This window comes from Paenibacillus sp. FSL R5-0473, assembly GCF_038004565.1.
GTDB lineage: Bacteria > Bacillota > Bacilli > Paenibacillales > Paenibacillaceae > Paenibacillus > Paenibacillus amylolyticus.
Genome location: NZ_JBBORL010000001.1, coordinates 5743571 through 5759916, shown reverse-complemented (window position 1 = coordinate 5759916; position 16346 = coordinate 5743571). Strand labels below are relative to the sequence as shown.

The window sequence follows — 16346 nt, the reverse complement described above, 5'->3', positions numbered from 1 at the left end:
GTGAGCGATGAAATCAAGGAACAGTTATCCTTGGAACAGGTTGTGGAACACATTCGTTGGAGTGACGGTTTGGTTCCTGCCATTGTGCAGGATGTAGATACTCGTGAAGTTTTAATGATGGCTTATATGAATCGCGAATCCCTGAAGTTGTCGCTGGAATCCGGTGAGACGTGGTTCTGGTCACGCTCGCGTCAGGAGTTGTGGCATAAAGGAGCAACATCTGGCAACGTGCAGACGATTACTTCCCTAAAATATGATTGTGACGGCGATACCTTGTTGGTTGAGGTGAAACCGAACGGTCCGGCTTGCCATACAGGGACGGTAACTTGTTTCCATAATGAAATCATTGGTTTGCCAGAGAAATTGGCAGACAAGGCTTCGGATGAAGCGGGTGCAGCATCTGCTTCTGCAAGTTCCGGTTCCGAAAGTCGCTTTGAGGTATTGGCTGAACTGGAATCCGTTATTGCAGAGCGTGAACGTGAGCGTCCTGAGGGTGCATATACAACGTATCTGTTTGATAAAGGTGTAGACAAAATACTGAAAAAAATCGGTGAAGAAGCGTCCGAGACGATCATCGCCGCCAAAAATAAAGATAATGACGAGCTTCGTCTGGAAGTCAGTGACCTGATGTATCACCTGCTCGTCCTGTTACAAGAGCGCAAGCTACCGCTGGACGACATTATGTCAGAGCTGAGCCGCCGTCATGAACGGCCTCGCCGCGATTAGGAGGCGAGTTTCGTGCGTATAGACTATCATACACACCATGAGCGGTGTGGACATGCCGTTGGCAAACTTGAAGAGTACGTACAACGTGGTGTGGAGATCGGACTATCCCAGATTGGATTGTCCGATCACATGCCATTGTTGCATGTCGATCCGGCTCAATATTATCCGGAAATGGCGATGCCTATGGATGAGCTGCCGCGTTACGTAGAGGAGTGTTTCTCCCTGAAAGAACGTTACCGCGGGCAGATTGACGTACGTGTTGGTCTGGAAGGTGACTATATTGAAGGCTGGGAAACAGAGATCCGTGCGATCATTGAGCGTTATCCATGGGATTATGTGATTGGCTCTGTTCATTTCCTCGGGGAATGGGACATTACGGATTTCCGCCAGACCCATCACTGGGAGGGCAAAGACATCCTTGAGGTATATCGTCAGTACTACGATGCCGTAAGCAAGGCAGCCGCCACGGGCATGTACGATATTATGGGTCATACGGATGTCATTAAACGGTTTGGCTTTGTTCCTTCAACGGAGCAGACAGAAGAACGTATCTCACTGGAGAACGCAGCGCTGCAGGCTATTGCCAAAAGTGGTTGCGCCATGGAGCTGAATGCTTCCGGGATATCGAAGCCTTGTGCCGAGATGTTCCCTAGTCGCAGAATGCTGACAGAAGCCATTCGCTTGGGTATTCCATTAACCATGGGCTCTGATGCACATGACCCACTGAAGCTGGGCGATTATTTGCCTGAAGCTGAAGCACTTTTACATGAGTTGGGCTGTACGGAAGTCGCTGTTTTTGAAGGCCGTCATCGCTCGTTCATTCCTTTAAATGTATAAGCCATTAGAGTATAATGAGGGTAGGAAATAACCTTTTAGAGGTAGTTCAAAAATTCCGCCTTTGATTACGAAGGATGCCTAATGGCATCTTCAGCATCGAAGCTGGAATTCAGCCGAAATGTCCGTTGCTCACGTAGTTTTGCCTACGCTCCGCTACTCCATTTCTAGCTTTATCCCATCTTCTCGGTACTGAAAACCGGTCTTTTTGAACACTCGCTTTAGATAAGGGATTATATAGGGATTTCAACCCTCGGGAGGGCATTATGCAGCATTCGTTACGTATTTTTTCCGGTTCATCGAACCCTAAGCTGGCAGAACAGGTATGTGACAAGCTGGGTGTACAACTGGGCAAGATCAAGCTGTCCAGGTTCAAGAGCGGAGAAATATACGTTCATTATGAAGAAACGATCCGTAATTGTGATGTGTTTCTGGTACAGTCGTTGTCTCATCCGATCAATGAGCTGTTTGTCGAGTTGCTTGTGATGATTGATGCTGCAAAGAGGGCTTCAGCGCGCACTGTTAACATCATTGTTCCGTATTACGGCTATGCTCGTCAAGAGCGCAAATCCGCACCACGGGAACCGATCTCGGCCAAGATGGTAGCAGATGTATTAACTACGGCTGGCGCCAATCGAGTGGTAACGATCGACCTGCACGCAGCGGCCATTCAGGGATTCTTCAACATTCCGGTTGACCATATGACATCACTGGATTTGATTAGTGATTATCTGTTAAGCAAAGGAATTGAGAACCCTGTTGTCGTCTCCCCGGATGCGGGACGAGCATCGATGGCAGAGAAGCTGGCGAACCGTCTGGATTCTCCATTTGCCATTATGATCAAGAAACGTCCAAGCCATAATGAATCGGTGATTACCCATGTCATTGGTGATGTAGAAGGACGGACACCTATTATTATTGAGGATCTGATCGACACTGGAACAACCATTCTGAATGTCGTGGAAGGGTTGAAGGAACGTGGCTCCAAAAATGTATATGTATGTGCAACACACGGATTGTTCTCGGATGGTGCAGTAAGTAAATTGAATCACCCGTCGATTGAAGAGGTGGTAGTTACGGACTCGATCGCACTGCCAGATGATCACCCTGAATGCTTCAAAGTGTTACCTGTTGCGCCAATGCTGGCCCGCGCTGTACGCATTATTGTGGATGGTGGCTCCATGGCCACATTGTTTAAGGATTCTGGCATTTAGAGCATCGAAGATATAACGGTGTGCTGCCAGATGAATTGTTCCGTGTCTGAGTTGTTATCTGCTCAGCACGGTTTTTTTTGTTTTGGCTCTTTGAATTCAATTCTTGCTTTGCTGCTCAGAGGCTTGTGCTATAATAACATAAAATCAGTTATGATAGCGTTATCATATAGTATTCAGCCCCTAAGGTGAGATGGATGCTGAACAGTAGAACCACGGCTGAGAACATTGGCATCGTGGAGTGAGGAGTGGGGTCTATTGTCTCGTAATTGGTACTACCGGTTATTGTTCTCGTACTTCCCAATTTTTTTTCTTACGGTGACCATACTCATTTTTATCGCGTTTGTTTTCATCAATGACATCTCTAAAGAGGAAACAAAAAAAGCAGACCGGATTTCCTCCAGTTATATGATAGACACGGTGGATCGTACAATCAGGGATATTGAACTATCCATCCTGGAAACGGTACAGAGTCAGCAGGCATACAAACTCTATTTTAATAACACAAACCTGACCAGCTCGGACACGGTGTATGCAATTGCGCAGAATTTACGTGAGCTATCCAATTCGTCCTCATGGATTCAATCCATCTATCTATATGACAAGCGAAATAAACATGTTCTGACCGTAAGTGGTTCCAGAGAAGTGGAAGGTTTCTCGGATGAGGCATGGATTGATCAGATGGGTACCGGGTCTATCGGTTCAGGCTGGCAACCGGTCCGGGAATTCGATGCAGACTCTGTTCAACGTACCCCTATTCGCGTATTAACCGTGAACAAGGATATGCCTTTGCCTTTTGGCTCTCAGGGCACATTGGTCATTAATATCAAGATGAGCAGCATTGAACAGAGTGTAGATAGTATGGTTAATGGTCAGCTCTCATTCCTGACGATTACGGATCGGGACGGTAAGGCTGTGTATAATGCACATTCGGACCAAGAGGGCTCGATAGATGGTCAGGAACTGAATAGGCTAGCGCTAGAAAGACTGGGCTGGACAATATCCAGTGGAATTAAGGCCGGCAACTTATTTGGCTGGGTATCGGTCATATCTTATGTATGGGTAATCATTGCTATTGTGACTGTCATCTGTGCGATTGTATATATCGTGTATATTACTCGTCGTAACTATAAACCCATTCAGATCATCATGAACCGGATTGAGTCTCATCAGATTCGGGCGTTCGAACACTCAGGTGCTCGCACGGATGAGATGAAGATGATTGATGGTGTGCTTGAGAATCTGATTAATCATATGATGGATTATGACAAGAAAAGCAGGGAAAATGTACTCATGCAGCGCAGCAAGTTGTTCAATGCCCTGTTGCATGGTGAACACATGGAAAATGCAGCAGAGCAATTAAAAGAGCTCTCTCCACTGAATGACGTGAATGACTCGTCGCGTTTTGTCGTTGTTGTTGGAGAGATTAACCGTTATGAGAAGGGATTTCAGGAGAGGTACACGAGAGGTGAACAAAATACGCTGAAGTTTGCCTTGATGAACGTTTTGCAAGAGCTGTCACGTAATACGGGAGTCCAATGCTGGACGGAATGGATTAGTGTGGATCGAATTGCAATCCTTTTTGTGTTCAAAGAACAGAATAATAACAACTTGGATATGTCTGGGCAGATTCGTGTTGTAGCTGAGGAATGCAAATCTTGGGTAGAACAAAATCTACGCATTTCCTTAAGCTTTGGCATTGGACCTATTGCTCAGGGAATCGGTACAATACGAGATTCCTATGCGGCCGCAGAAGCGGTAATGCAACGTAAACTGTTAATGAATGGAGATGTCGGCCAAGCCGACTGCGGTGAATCACAGCATCCTTTGCTGGATACCTATACCTATCTGCAGATGATTGCGGACTTTGTTAAGCGGTTCCGGATGTCGAGTGGACAGTGGCGGGAACAGTTGGAGGAGATCTTTACAGCATTTGAACAGAACAAACTGCCGGATGATGAGATTCGTTCTCTGATTCAGGCCATGTTACAGATGCTCAGCCGAGAGGTGGCCATGATGTCGGAAGGACTCCAGGAAGAGCTGTCCGAAGAAAACATCAACAGATGGTTGAGTGCTGTAGAAGAGGCAGAGACGCTTGCGGATGTGAAAAGTCTTTTGTTTGATGGTCTGACGGACTTGTTCAGAACGTATGTAGCGGTAACGGAAACCAAGAGTTACAAAGCCATGGTCAACGAAATGAAAAATTATATCGAAGAACAGTTTGCAAATCCTGATCTTTCATTGAAACATCTGAGCGATCGATTCCAGATTACGGGCAAACATGCGAGTTATTTGTTCAAGACAGAATTCAACATGAAGTTTGTTGATTTTGTTACAGAGCTTCGCATGAAGGAGACGGAGCAGCTTCTGCTCAATACCGATTACTCTTTGCAGGATATTGCCCTGAAGGTTGGTTATGCAAATGGAATTACGTTGGGACGTGTATTTAAGCGGGTAAAGGGTATTACACCAGGAGATTATCGTCGTTTGAAACGTGAACATCGAGAACCCGAAGAGTAATGCAGAAGTGAACATATTCTGAGATCTGTACATCAGGGTAACACAGGGTGAATTTCATGCAGTCACTTTCCACTTAGGAGAGAGGCTTGCAGAGGTTCGCCCTGTTTTCGTTGAACAGTTCTCTGCTGCCCGAGATCGGATGCAACTGTTTTCGCAGGATAGCAAGCTAATATTCCTGTTTTTCCCGTTTACGAATTTAGGCAGTGTGTGAAAATGGTTTATCCGACTTGGGACAGGCAGTTCCGATCCTTGAGGCGAAGAGTGCCATCAAAGCCTAGAGCAGCGTGGCTTTGGGAAAAGAATCGGTCTGCGAAAATAGGCTTAGCATATAAACCATAATCCGTTTGTAAGCGCTTCCGAAAGAGGTTTATTGCAGGATGACGGAAAAATGTGAAATACTCTGGGCAAGCTTTAAACATTCACGCAAAGCCAAAGGGGATGACAAAATGAGAAGCAAAGCAACCAAAGGGAGTCTAAAGAAATGGATGGGTTTGGCGCTTACGATGGTAATGGGCGTTTCTTTACTTGCGGGATGCTCATCGGCATCAGAAGAATCAGCTGAAGGCGGAACATCAGGCAATGGCGAGCGCGTTACTTTAAAGGTGGAGATTTTCGACCGTGGCAACAGTCCTTCACCGTACACAATTACGAACAACTATCTATCTAAAATGATTCAGGAGAAGTTCGGTGATCCCAACAATATTGATGTGCAGTTTGTACCCGTTCAGCGTTCTGAGGAAGTTACCAAGCTGAACGTCCTGATGGCTAGCAATACGGATGTCCCTGATATTGTCTTTGTTTATGACTCAAGCGTGTTTTATCGGTATGCCCAGCAGGGTGGTTTGACTGATGTTGGAGAGTTGATTGATCAGCACGGTCCGAACCTGAAGAAGTTCCTGGGTGAAGATACTTTGAAGTTTGGGCAAGTGGAAGGACAACAGTTTGCTGTTCCGGGTAAACGTGCTATCACAGGCCGATACAGTTCTTACATTCGTCAGGATTGGCTCGATAAGCTGGGATTGCCAGCGCCGAAGACTACGGATGAATTATATACAACTTTGAAAGCGTTCAAGGATAAAGATCCTGGTGGTCTTGGAAGCAAAAATATCCCTATGGGTATGGCTCTTGCACCAGCTCAATTCGAAACACTCATCTACTCATTCATCAAGCCAGTTAGTGGCGACCTGACTTATGGTCAACGGTATGAATTGCCGCTGCATGAAGGATTCAAAGAATCGATGCAGTTCCTGAACAAACTGTACAACGAAGGTTTGATCAGCAAAGACTTCAGTTTGGATGAAGACAAAACGCAATTAGGGAAAGACATTCAAAACGGTAACGTAGGTTACTGGTCTGAAGATGTGGATGCCATGTTCTACGGAGATGGCACACTGGATAATTTGCATAAAAATGTGAGTGGCAGTGAAGTGTTGCCGGTTGATGTATACACCAATCCAAATGCAGACAACAAACACATCAAGTCACGCTACGGAACAAATGGTATGTACATTATGATTCCGAAGAGCAGCAAACGTTCTGTCGAAGCGATCAAATATCTCGACTGGATGGCATCTGACAACAATCTGATTGATATCTACAGTGGTGTGGAAGGCGAGAACTATGATTTGGTAGACGGCATTCCAGTAGTGAAAGAGGATGCATCCCAGGAAGCGCAGGATCGTCTGTTTAACGCAGGGGATACAGCCATTATCTCGAACGGTAAAAACATTGGTGATCAAGCGACGAATGAAAAGGCATGGATTATGGGCTTCCCGCAAAATAATCAGGAGATGCTGAAGCAATCCATTGATATTGCTAACACCGATACGGTAGGACCAATCATTTTCGACAAACCGATTGAGGCAGAGATGAAGTACAGCACAGCTCTCAAAGACAAATTAAATGTCATTATCGTAAAAACAGCTATGGCTAAGCCAGCAGAATTCGATGCGGTATATGAAAAAGAAATGGCTGATTTCATGTCTCTGGGTGGTACTGAACTGAAAAAAGAACTTGAAGAAGCAGTTCAGGCACTTCCTGCAAATTAAGTAGCTCCACATTTCAATCTCCAAGACAGATACCCATACTACTGCTTAACTAGAAAGGAACGTGTGCCGCCGGACTGGCGGCACAGCCGTTTCCTTGTTGATAGGAGGAAACCGACTTGACCACCACATACTTGAAGAGGTATTGGCAATTATACGCTCTGATTTCACTGCCCATTATCTACTTTTTAATCTTTCGTTATGGACCGATGTACGGTGTACAGATCGCCTTTAAGGACTTTAACCTGTTTCAGGGAATCAGCGGCAGTGAGTGGATCGGTTTTGATGCTTTTCGCGAAGTATTTGGAATGCGGGACTTCTACACGACATTGCGCAACACCTTTATGCTGAATTTTCTTGATCTGGTCGTTTCATTTCCAGCTCCTATTATTCTGGCGATCATGCTTTATGAAGTTCGATTCAAATGGTTCAAAAAAATCTCACAAACGATATTGTACATTCCTCACTTTATCTCATGGGTAATCATCGGGGGAATTGTGTACCAATTGTTCGGTAATCAATCCGGTATGGTTAACGGTGTACTGGAAAGCATGGGCTTAAATTCAATACCATTTTTGACAGAAAAAAATCCATGGCTTGTGACGTATCTCTTCACAGGTGTCTGGCAAAGTGCAGGATGGGGAACCATTCTATATCTGGCCGCATTAACCGGCGTCAACAAGGAATTGTTTGAAGCAGCTGAGATCGATGGAGCATCGCGGCTGAAGAGAATCTGGCATATTACATTGCCAAGTATTAAACCAACCATTGTGACCCTGCTCATTCTTAATCTTGGACATATGGTCAGCATCGGTTTTGATCGGCCTTATATCATTGGTAATACGGCCGTGCGTGAATATTCCGATGTACTCAGTACCTTTGTATACAGAGTTGGTCTTGAATCAGGACAATACACGCTGGCAACTGTCGTCGGACTGTTCCAAGCAGTGGTGGGACTCATATTCGTGCTAGGATCTAACTATATTTCGAAGAAAGCAACCGGTGAAGGTATTTTGTAGGTTGTGGATGAACGGAAGAGACGCCAATCGGCTTGTTTGTATAGACCATCAGTAAAGGAGCTGTGCGCATATGAGTGAACGCACCTCAAACCGGATTTTTGATATCGTTAATATCTCCTTTATCACCTTGTTTGTTATATTCTGCCTGGCTCCATTTCTGCACACGATCGCGATCTCATTCAGTTCTAACCGTGCGATTACGTCAGGAGAAGTGACCATATTCCCGAAAGAATTCAATTGGGATGCGTATATTCAGGTGTTCTCTGATCAGTCGATGATCTATTCACTGGGTTACACGACAGTTCTGACCATTGCTACTACTGTGCTATGCATGGTGTTCACACTGGCAGCTGCTTACCCGTTAACCAAGAAAAAACTGAAAGGGCGCAAGCTCTTCATGTATGTCATCATCATTACGATGTTCTTCAGTGGCGGGATCATTCCTGAGTATTTGCTCATTCGTGACCTGAACTTACTTAATTCCGTGTGGGCACTGATTCTGCCAGGACTGGTCAGTCCGTTTAACCTGATTATCCTGATTTCTTTCTTCAGAGGTATTCCTGAAAGTCTGGAAGAATCCGCTGAGATTGACGGCAGTTCCCATGTACACACGCTATTCAAAATTATATTGCCACTATCCATGCCTGTACTGGCTACATTAGCTCTTTTCTATGCGGTTGGACGCTGGAATGGGTTCCAGGATTCCCTGATGTATATTAATGATCCGAAGCTGTACCCGCTTCAACTGAAGTTATTCCAAATGGTACAGAACAATATGGTCAGCGAGCTTACCCAAATGGAGGGTGCTAACCGTACGCCATTGACTCCCGAGAGTCTCAAGGCCGCAACCGTTATTTTTGCAACCGTTCCGATTCTACTCGTCTATCCGTGGCTGCAAAAGTATTTTGTCAGTGGTGCGATGCTTGGCGCGGTAAAAGGTTGAGTTAAGGCTGATGTAAAAAGTTTAGCCAGAGGGAGGAGAAGGAAAACAGATGCAGCACATAGACAAGGGCGAATACTCATTCTCGACATGTTGGAACATCAGGAAACATACCGTAGGGGAAGACATGATTCAGGAAATCGCGGAACTTGGCTTTCGGCGGGTTGAACTCAACTATAATGTGACGAAGGAAATGCTCAAGACCATTGAGCCGATGATTGAGCGCGGAGAAATAGGTGTTTCGAGTGTTCATAACACTTTTCCACATGATCCAGACCCGGATTATGGTACGGATTCTGTCCTGCTGGGCTTCGAGGATGAAGTTAAACGTCAGCGGGCTATAGAGTTGCTTGTTGAATCGGCAGAGTATGCTCATCGTTATGGTGGGGAAGCGGTAGTTGTACACCCGGGAGAGGTACCTTTTCCTGAGGATATCAGCAAAGACCTTGGAAAGATCTATAACGAGGAAGGTCCGGACTCACCGAAGTATCGCAGTAAATGGGCTGAATTGATGGAGCGGCGGGAAGCCCTCAGTTCAGGGTATGTGGAGAAAATTATCGCCAGTCTGGATGAGGTATGCAATCGGGCGGCAGCTAAAGGTCTGGATGTTCGTTTTGGCATCGAGACAAGATCGCGACCACAACAGATTCCTACCCTTGCCGAAGCCAAGACTATCATCACAGCTCTCAAAGGGGCTCCGGTTGGTATCTGGTACGATACAGGTCATGCCATCATGATGGACCGAATGGGCCTTTATGACAGTGTGGGAGAAATGCAAGGCCTGATGGATGATATCGTAGGGGTCCATATTCATGAGACACTTGGTCTCTCTGACCACTGGTGCCCGTATGTACACAGTAAGGATATGAACTTCTATGATGCCTATCTGCCGATGATTCGCCGCGCACAGGTGAAGGTATATGAGTTGAAGTCTGCCTGTAAGGCAGAAGAGATCCATGAGAGTCATGACTTGCTTATGAAGAAGCTTGGAGTGACAGAGTAGGCGCGGTGATGTGGGAAACAGTTTGCATGTTCACAGTATGTGTTTAATGACTGTTTCCTCAGTGACAGTGACCCATAAATAATGTAGTAAAACAAGCACAGATTTTCTGGCGACTTATGTAGAAATATGATATATACTGACGAGAAAAATGAACTCACCTACGGGCGGTATGAGTAAGCTTCCGGTCTGAATTGAAGGCACTGAAGCAATATACTCCGCACATCGTGAGAATGCATTGGTATGGAGGGGACTGCACATGTACAAACAATTGGTGGACAGTAATGACAGAGCGGTAGAAAGAGGCATATCCCGGCAGATGCTTGACCCGGAAAGCCGTTACTATGGAGGGACAATTGATCCCTTCACAGGTGTTGCCTGGGTCAACCATACGACTGGAACGCCCACGGATATGTGTTACTGGGGAGCTGCGCTCTCCAATCCGGACTCTATCTATTACCGGGATGAATCGTTGTTAAATCGACTGCTGTTAGCTACGGAATTTGTACTCCGTTTCCAGCATGAAGACGGTTCAATATCGCCTGGCTGGACCAATTACCATTCCCCTCCGGATACTGCATTTGTCGTTGTAGGGTATTCACAGTTGTATCAGCTTCTTCAGCAGCAAGAATGGGAGCCGCTTCAACCCGTATTAAACAATATGAGGCTGTTTCTGGAACGGACAATCCCAACCATGCTTACAGGAGGTTGTCATACGCCCAATCATCGCTGGGTGCTATGCGCGGCGCTTGGTTTCCTGCATAAAATATTTGATCTGGAGGAAGCTGTGCAGCGCGCAGAGCAGTGGATGGATGAAGGCATGGATATTACACCTGATGGGGAGTGGACAGAACGGAGCAATGGGATATACAGCGCAGTTAGCGACATCATGTTAATTCATGCTGCGCGCCTGCTCAATCGTCCTGAACTGCTGGAACCAGTGAGGCTTAATCTCCGCATGATGGTGTATCTGGTCCATCCAACGGGTGAAATTGTTACGGATTATTCAGGGCGACAGGATCTGGGCAGTGTTCATGATCTGTCTCCTTACTATCTGCCTTATGCCATTTTGGCTCGGCTGGACGGTGATTCACTCTTAGCCGGTATGGCAGCCTGGGCTGGAGATACATTGACAGATCCGGGAGTATGTTCGGTGAATACGCTCATTCGATTAATGCTTGAGCCGGAGCTTCAACAGACCAATGACACACGTGATGCATTACCGGAACAGTATGAGGTCATGCTGAATGAACATTTTGTACGGGGAGAATATCTGGAGCAGATGGACGCAGTAGGGCATCACGGTCGTATTTCGCACAGTCGGATGCATACGGATTTTGGTGCTCCGGTAGCCCGAATTCGGGATGGTGCTACAAGTGTGACTGTGATGACAGAAGTTCCTTCTTTCTTCGCGCTTCGTCATGGCAAGGTGCGCCTGCTGGCTGTGCAACTGGCCTCTTACTTTAATCCAGGGTATGTACCTATGCAGCAAATGACGAGGCTGTCCGAAGGCTATCGACTAACTGGTGAGCAGAAAAAAGGTTATTACGGCCCAATCCCTGCGAACCTGCTGCCAGAATCGGCTGCATCAGATATAAGTCCATGGTATTTGTTACCTCATCAGAGTCGTCAGCTTACTCATGAGCAGACATTCCGTGTAGGAGCAGAATTACAGCCAACGGAAAACGGATGGAACATGCATCTATCTGGACAGGAACCGGAGCACATTATGATGCAGTTATCCTTTGTATTCGGAAGCGAAGGTGAGCTGACCTGTGAGGACGCGATTGAAACGAGTGAGGGTCACTATTTGTGGAAAGGCGGTACATTACGCTATACCTGCGGAGAAGACTGGCTGGAGATCACCGGGGGCGAACTGGGTCATCTGGCGGCAACGGTACGTGAGGCAAAACTGCCGGACAAGTGTAAGGTTGTGCTGGTCAATTTCATGACGCCGTTTGATAAAACCCTTCAAATTTCACTTTCTCCTTCGATGGCGTCGAAGATCTAGATTTATTAGATATTTAAGCCATAATAGTTAGAAGACCGAGCCCAAATGCTCGGTCTTCTTTTTTTACGAACGACGAATGACTGCAATTAACGTTCTAAAATGATATTCCCACTGTCCAGCTCAGTCCAGTAATGTATGAACTATGATCATTTCAGTTGCTCTAACGCAGTTTCGATTGGTTTAGTGAACAGAGGATCATCTTTGGTTTTGCTCCAGTAAACGATAAAAACATTTCCTTTCTCATATAGAAAAGGGAATGTTGTAAATTGGGCGCTTTCCATGTGTTTATTGAAGTCTTTTGTCCCGTTGATGCGATCCTTTTCAGAATTGAAAATATAAAAATGTATAAATTCAGGGCTATATGGTTCTTCTTCTACGGGCACTTCAACGGAGTACACCTCAGGTATAACATCATCTAATTTCAAAGGATACCCGGTGATACCAAAGGACACTAAATCCAGTTCTTGAGACTCGAGCGCGCTCAGTACATCCTCTAATGTGAACTTATTTTCTATGTTTTCTATATCTTTTGAACATCCATTCAAAGCAAACAAGCAGATTAAGATGAATATAAGTGGTTTTATCTTTGAGATCCTCAATATAGCATCCCCTTAAAATATTTATTTTTTATTACATACGCGAAAAAGAGGCTGACCGTCAGAGCTAATATACGTTGTTTGATTTTTAATGGAGATAAACTACTAAAAAGGACAATAAGGATAATAATACCATAGGCCACTCATCTCATTATAACCGGTCAGAATCCAGTTAGACGCCGCGTAACCGACAAGAATGTACTAATGCAATACTACAAAGAGAGTCTAGGGCAAGTGAGTGTAGGAGTCTCTAGGTAAACATGGTTTTCCTTTGAATAAACAACGCTCCAAGGTGATAGGTTTCCGCAAAATGGAATATCATCTTCTTTTGCATTTTTTTCATAAACGACATGAAACTACATATTGAGAAGTGGGCCTTAAGATGTGGTATACTGAAGAGTATGAATGAAATGCAAAGAGGAGGTGCCTTGGAAGATGAAGGGCAAGCTAGTGCGGGCTGAGGGACACCTTGCCAATATTATACCGATTCACTTGGATGCTTCTTTCTTCTTTGAAAGAGCTGTCCGCTCGCTGGACCGTAATCATGTCGACAAGGCATTAAAATATTTTCGCAAAGCTGTTGAATACGAACCGGAAAATCCGGTAAATCATTGTAATATGGCGGGTATATTATCGGAGAAGGGGGATTACGAAGCCTCCAATGCCATTCTGGCTAACGTGCTGGAAGTGGTAGATCCGTCGATGACGGAATGTTATTTTTATATGGCGAACAATTATGCAAATATGGATCGGTTTGAGGAAGCCGAGCAAGCACTTGTTACCTATCTGGAGGAGGACACTCAAGGTCAGTTCATGACGGAAGCCGAAGAGATGATGGAGCTTCTGTATTATGAGCTGGATCGTCCGACTAAACTGAATCGAATCAAATCACGCAAAGGTGTAGTGGAGCACGATCAGGCACGGGAACTGCTGGAAGAAGGGAAATTTGCACAGGCTGCTGAATTGCTCGAAGGCATGTCTTCTGATTATCCTGATTACTTGGCTGCCCGTAACAATCTGGCACTCGCCTACTATTATATGGGTCTGTTTCCCAAAGCAAAAGAGACTATTGCCGAAGTGCTTGAACAGGAACCAGGTAATCTGCATGCACTCTGTAATCTGGCCATTTTCCATCAAAATGAGAACCGGGCTGATCAAGTGCTGCTTCTGATCAAAAAATTGCGGGTCATCGTGCCATTCCAGCACGAACAAGTCTACAAACTGGCGACAACGATGGGGATTCTGGGCCAACACGATACGGCTTATGTTCACTTCCGGCGTTTGCTCAAGGACGAAGAGACAGCTGCTGATCCGGCACTTGCTCACTATGCAGCCGTGGCGGCTTATAATACAGAACGTTATGATGCTGCTGAGCGTTTATGGCATCATGTGTCCAAGCTTGATCCGGGTTCCGAAGTATCCCGGTATTATCTGTCAGGTCTTGAGGCTGTAAAACAAGGCGAGCAAGAGCCAGAGAAGCTGAGTTATCACTATCATCTGCCATTTGATGAGCAGTTCAGACAGTGGGAGAACTATGGTAGTGGCATACCTGAAGAAATGAAGAATGATCCACTGATTCGCTCATCCTTCTTCTGGGCATTGCGTCATGGTGATCGGGCAACCAAGCTACAGGTTATTCATGCGCTTGGGATGATCGGTGACTATGAGGTGCAGCAGGCTCTGCAATCCTTTATTGAAGAGACTGGAGAAGAAAAGGATCTGCTTGAGGCAGCACAAACTGTACTGAACGGATTGAAATCGGCTGAACATGAGGATCGGAATTCTCAGGTGGTTCGACCCTTTTCTCCTGTAGCCTTGAAGTCCATTGGGAAGGTTCCATCCACATCAGAGCAATTGGACACTGGTTCAACTTCCCATTGGCAGGCTGTTGTTGATCGTGCGTTACAGATGTCTGAAGCAAAGGCTGAGTTGCAGCAAGAGATGGAACGGCTCTGGACGGATTATGTATCCCGGGTACATCCGGAGGTTCCGGGTACGAAGCAGATTGAGGGTTGGGCTGCAGGACTTGAATATTTGGCAGCGAAGAATCACAGTCGGCCCGTTACCTATCAAAGCATTGCTGAGCGGTATGGGATATCGGCATCAACGGTTAGCAAGTATGCTAAACAGATTCATTCGGTTTGTAACAGCAAGCCACCACTTGTATAGAAAGTTCGCTTCAACTCGTTTTCAGAAAGACATCATCAGGTGAAGGATACAACAACCGGGAAAACGGGTAAACTTAACGAATGGGCTTCGTAAACGCCTGTAGGATATCATCTTGGCAAGTTCATCGCTAGTACAACACATTCTCACCTTAATTAAGGAGGCTGTATCTATATGTCTAAATACAGAACGATTGTGATCGGAACGGGACCTGCGGGTCTGACAGCAGCGATATATCTGGCTCGTGCTAATCTGAAACCACTGGTTATCGAAGGTCTTCAGCCGGGTGGTCAATTAACGACGACAACGGAAGTTGAGAATTTCCCCGGTTTCCCGCAAGGTATCATGGGTCCGGAACTGATGGACAACATGCGTAAGCAAGCTGAACGTTTTGGAGCGGAATTCAAAAACGGTTGGGTGGAAGAGGTTGATTTCAGCAAACCGCCCTTCAAGGTCAAAGTTGGAGGAATCGGTGAACTGGAAGCTGAATCGATCATTATCTCCACAGGTGCTTCCGCTCGTTATCTCGGTATTCCGGGCGAGCAGGAAAATGTGGGACGTGGTGTAAGTACATGCGCGACATGTGACGGTTTCTTCTTCCGTGGCAAAAAAATCGTGGTCGTGGGCGGTGGAGACTCCGCGATGGAGGAAGCGAGTTTCCTGACTCGTTTTGCAACAGACGTGACATTGGTTCACCGCCGGGATGAATTGCGTGCATCCAAGATTATGCAGGATCGGGCTCGCAGCAATGAAAAGGTGAAGTGGGCGCTGAACCGTACTCCACTCGAAGTCGTACCAGAAGCTTTGGGTGTCAAAGGGCTGAAAGTGCGCAACAACGAGACGGGGCAGGAAGAGTTGCTTGAAGCAGATGGCGTATTCGTTGCCATTGGTCACACACCGAATACCGGATTCCTGGGTAATGCGATCGCACTGGACGAACATGGCTATGTTGTCGTTAAACCGGGAACAACGGAGACTAATATTCCGGGTGTATTCGCCTGTGGTGATGTTCAGGATACGAAATATCGTCAAGCTATTACGGCTGCAGGATCAGGATGTATGGCGGCGATGGATTGTGAGAAGTTCCTTGAAGGAAGCATTGTCCATGATTGGAGCGAAACGTTGGATAAATAAGCATTACATGCGTGAGGTTAGGCATATGCTGGGAATAAGAGACAACGGGAAGTCTCATGAAATGAGAGAAGCCGGAGGGCTTCTCTTTTTTTGAAACTACAGTGGGCATGAGATCGTATACATATAGGGCATATTAGCTGTGAG

12 protein-coding genes are annotated in these 16346 nt (G+C 46.0%); 11 read left to right on the top strand and 1 reads right to left on the bottom strand.

The window, feature by feature from the left end; all coding sequences use genetic code 11:
• The 9 genes from hisIE (at position 1) to MKY28_RS25280 (ending at position 12306) form a co-directional block, all read left to right on the top strand.
• A complete protein-coding gene (gene hisIE, locus MKY28_RS25320) occupies positions 1–726 on the top strand; it encodes a bifunctional phosphoribosyl-AMP cyclohydrolase/phosphoribosyl-ATP diphosphatase HisIE (protein ID WP_036674761.1) in 726 nt (241 codons plus the stop codon).
• A 12-nt stretch (positions 727–738) separates the two neighbouring features.
• On the top strand, positions 739–1563 hold the full coding sequence (hisJ, locus tag MKY28_RS25315; RefSeq protein WP_036674758.1) for a histidinol-phosphatase HisJ: 825 nt from the start codon (positions 739–741) through the stop codon (positions 1561–1563).
• A 263-nt stretch (positions 1564–1826) separates the two neighbouring features.
• A complete protein-coding gene (locus MKY28_RS25310) occupies positions 1827–2774 on the top strand; it encodes a ribose-phosphate diphosphokinase (RefSeq protein ID WP_036616184.1) in 948 nt (315 codons plus the stop codon).
• Between the two features lie 255 nt (positions 2775–3029).
• Positions 3030–5291 carry a helix-turn-helix domain-containing protein gene (locus MKY28_RS25305; RefSeq protein WP_340937349.1) on the top strand — a complete coding sequence of 754 codons (2262 nt, stop codon included), beginning with the start codon at positions 3030–3032 and terminating at the stop codon, positions 5289–5291.
• A gap of 446 nt (positions 5292–5737) precedes the next feature.
• Positions 5738–7339, top strand: coding sequence for an extracellular solute-binding protein (locus tag MKY28_RS25300; protein WP_036674794.1), 1602 nt, complete (start codon positions 5738–5740; stop codon positions 7337–7339).
• Between the two features lie 116 nt (positions 7340–7455).
• A complete protein-coding gene (locus tag MKY28_RS25295) occupies positions 7456–8355 on the top strand; it encodes an ABC transporter permease (RefSeq protein WP_036616191.1) in 900 nt (299 codons plus the stop codon).
• A 70-nt stretch (positions 8356–8425) separates the two neighbouring features.
• Complete coding sequence (locus MKY28_RS25290; protein WP_036616194.1) at positions 8426–9298, top strand: carbohydrate ABC transporter permease; 873 nt, start codon at positions 8426–8428, stop codon at positions 9296–9298.
• A gap of 49 nt (positions 9299–9347) precedes the next feature.
• Positions 9348–10298 (top strand): sugar phosphate isomerase/epimerase family protein, encoded by a 951-nt coding sequence (locus MKY28_RS25285; RefSeq protein WP_340937348.1) that lies wholly within the window; start codon positions 9348–9350, stop codon positions 10296–10298.
• A gap of 256 nt (positions 10299–10554) precedes the next feature.
• Positions 10555–12306: a hypothetical protein gene (locus MKY28_RS25280; RefSeq protein ID WP_340937347.1), complete on the top strand. Its 1752-nt coding sequence runs from the start codon at positions 10555–10557 to the stop codon at positions 12304–12306.
• Between the two features lie 146 nt (positions 12307–12452).
• On the opposite strand, the gene MKY28_RS25275 is transcribed toward MKY28_RS25280, so the two are convergent.
• Positions 12453–12905: a hypothetical protein gene (locus tag MKY28_RS25275; RefSeq protein ID WP_340937346.1), complete on the bottom strand. Its 453-nt coding sequence runs from the start codon at positions 12903–12905 to the stop codon at positions 12453–12455.
• A gap of 432 nt (positions 12906–13337) precedes the next feature.
• Between MKY28_RS25275 and MKY28_RS25270 the strand changes: the two genes are divergently transcribed.
• Both MKY28_RS25270 and trxB read left to right on the top strand, forming a co-directional pair.
• Entirely contained in the window at positions 13338–15071 is a 1734-nt protein-coding gene (locus tag MKY28_RS25270) for a tetratricopeptide repeat protein (protein WP_340937345.1), read from the top strand.
• 171 nt (positions 15072–15242) lie between these two features.
• Positions 15243–16202, top strand: coding sequence for a thioredoxin-disulfide reductase (gene trxB / locus MKY28_RS25265; RefSeq protein WP_036674745.1), 960 nt, complete (start codon positions 15243–15245; stop codon positions 16200–16202).
• Positions 16203–16346 lie beyond the last annotated feature (144 nt).

Bases quoted from the DNA above. Each gene is read 5' to 3' on its own strand.
- MKY28_RS25290 (WP_036616194.1), top strand. From the start codon at position 8,426: ATGAGTGAACGCACCTCAAACCGGATTTTTGATATCGTTAATATCTCC.
- MKY28_RS25285 (WP_340937348.1), top strand. From the start codon at position 9,348: ATGCAGCACATAGACAAGGGCGAATACTCATTCTCGACATGTTGGAAC.
- MKY28_RS25280 (WP_340937347.1), top strand. From the start codon at position 10,555: ATGTACAAACAATTGGTGGACAGTAATGACAGAGCGGTAGAAAGAGGC.
- MKY28_RS25270 (WP_340937345.1), top strand. From the start codon at position 13,338: ATGAAGGGCAAGCTAGTGCGGGCTGAGGGACACCTTGCCAATATTATA.
- MKY28_RS25310 (WP_036616184.1), top strand. From the start codon at position 1,827: ATGCAGCATTCGTTACGTATTTTTTCCGGTTCATCGAACCCTAAGCTG.
- trxB (WP_036674745.1), top strand. From the start codon at position 15,243: ATGTCTAAATACAGAACGATTGTGATCGGAACGGGACCTGCGGGTCTG.
- MKY28_RS25300 (WP_036674794.1), top strand. From the start codon at position 5,738: ATGAGAAGCAAAGCAACCAAAGGGAGTCTAAAGAAATGGATGGGTTTG.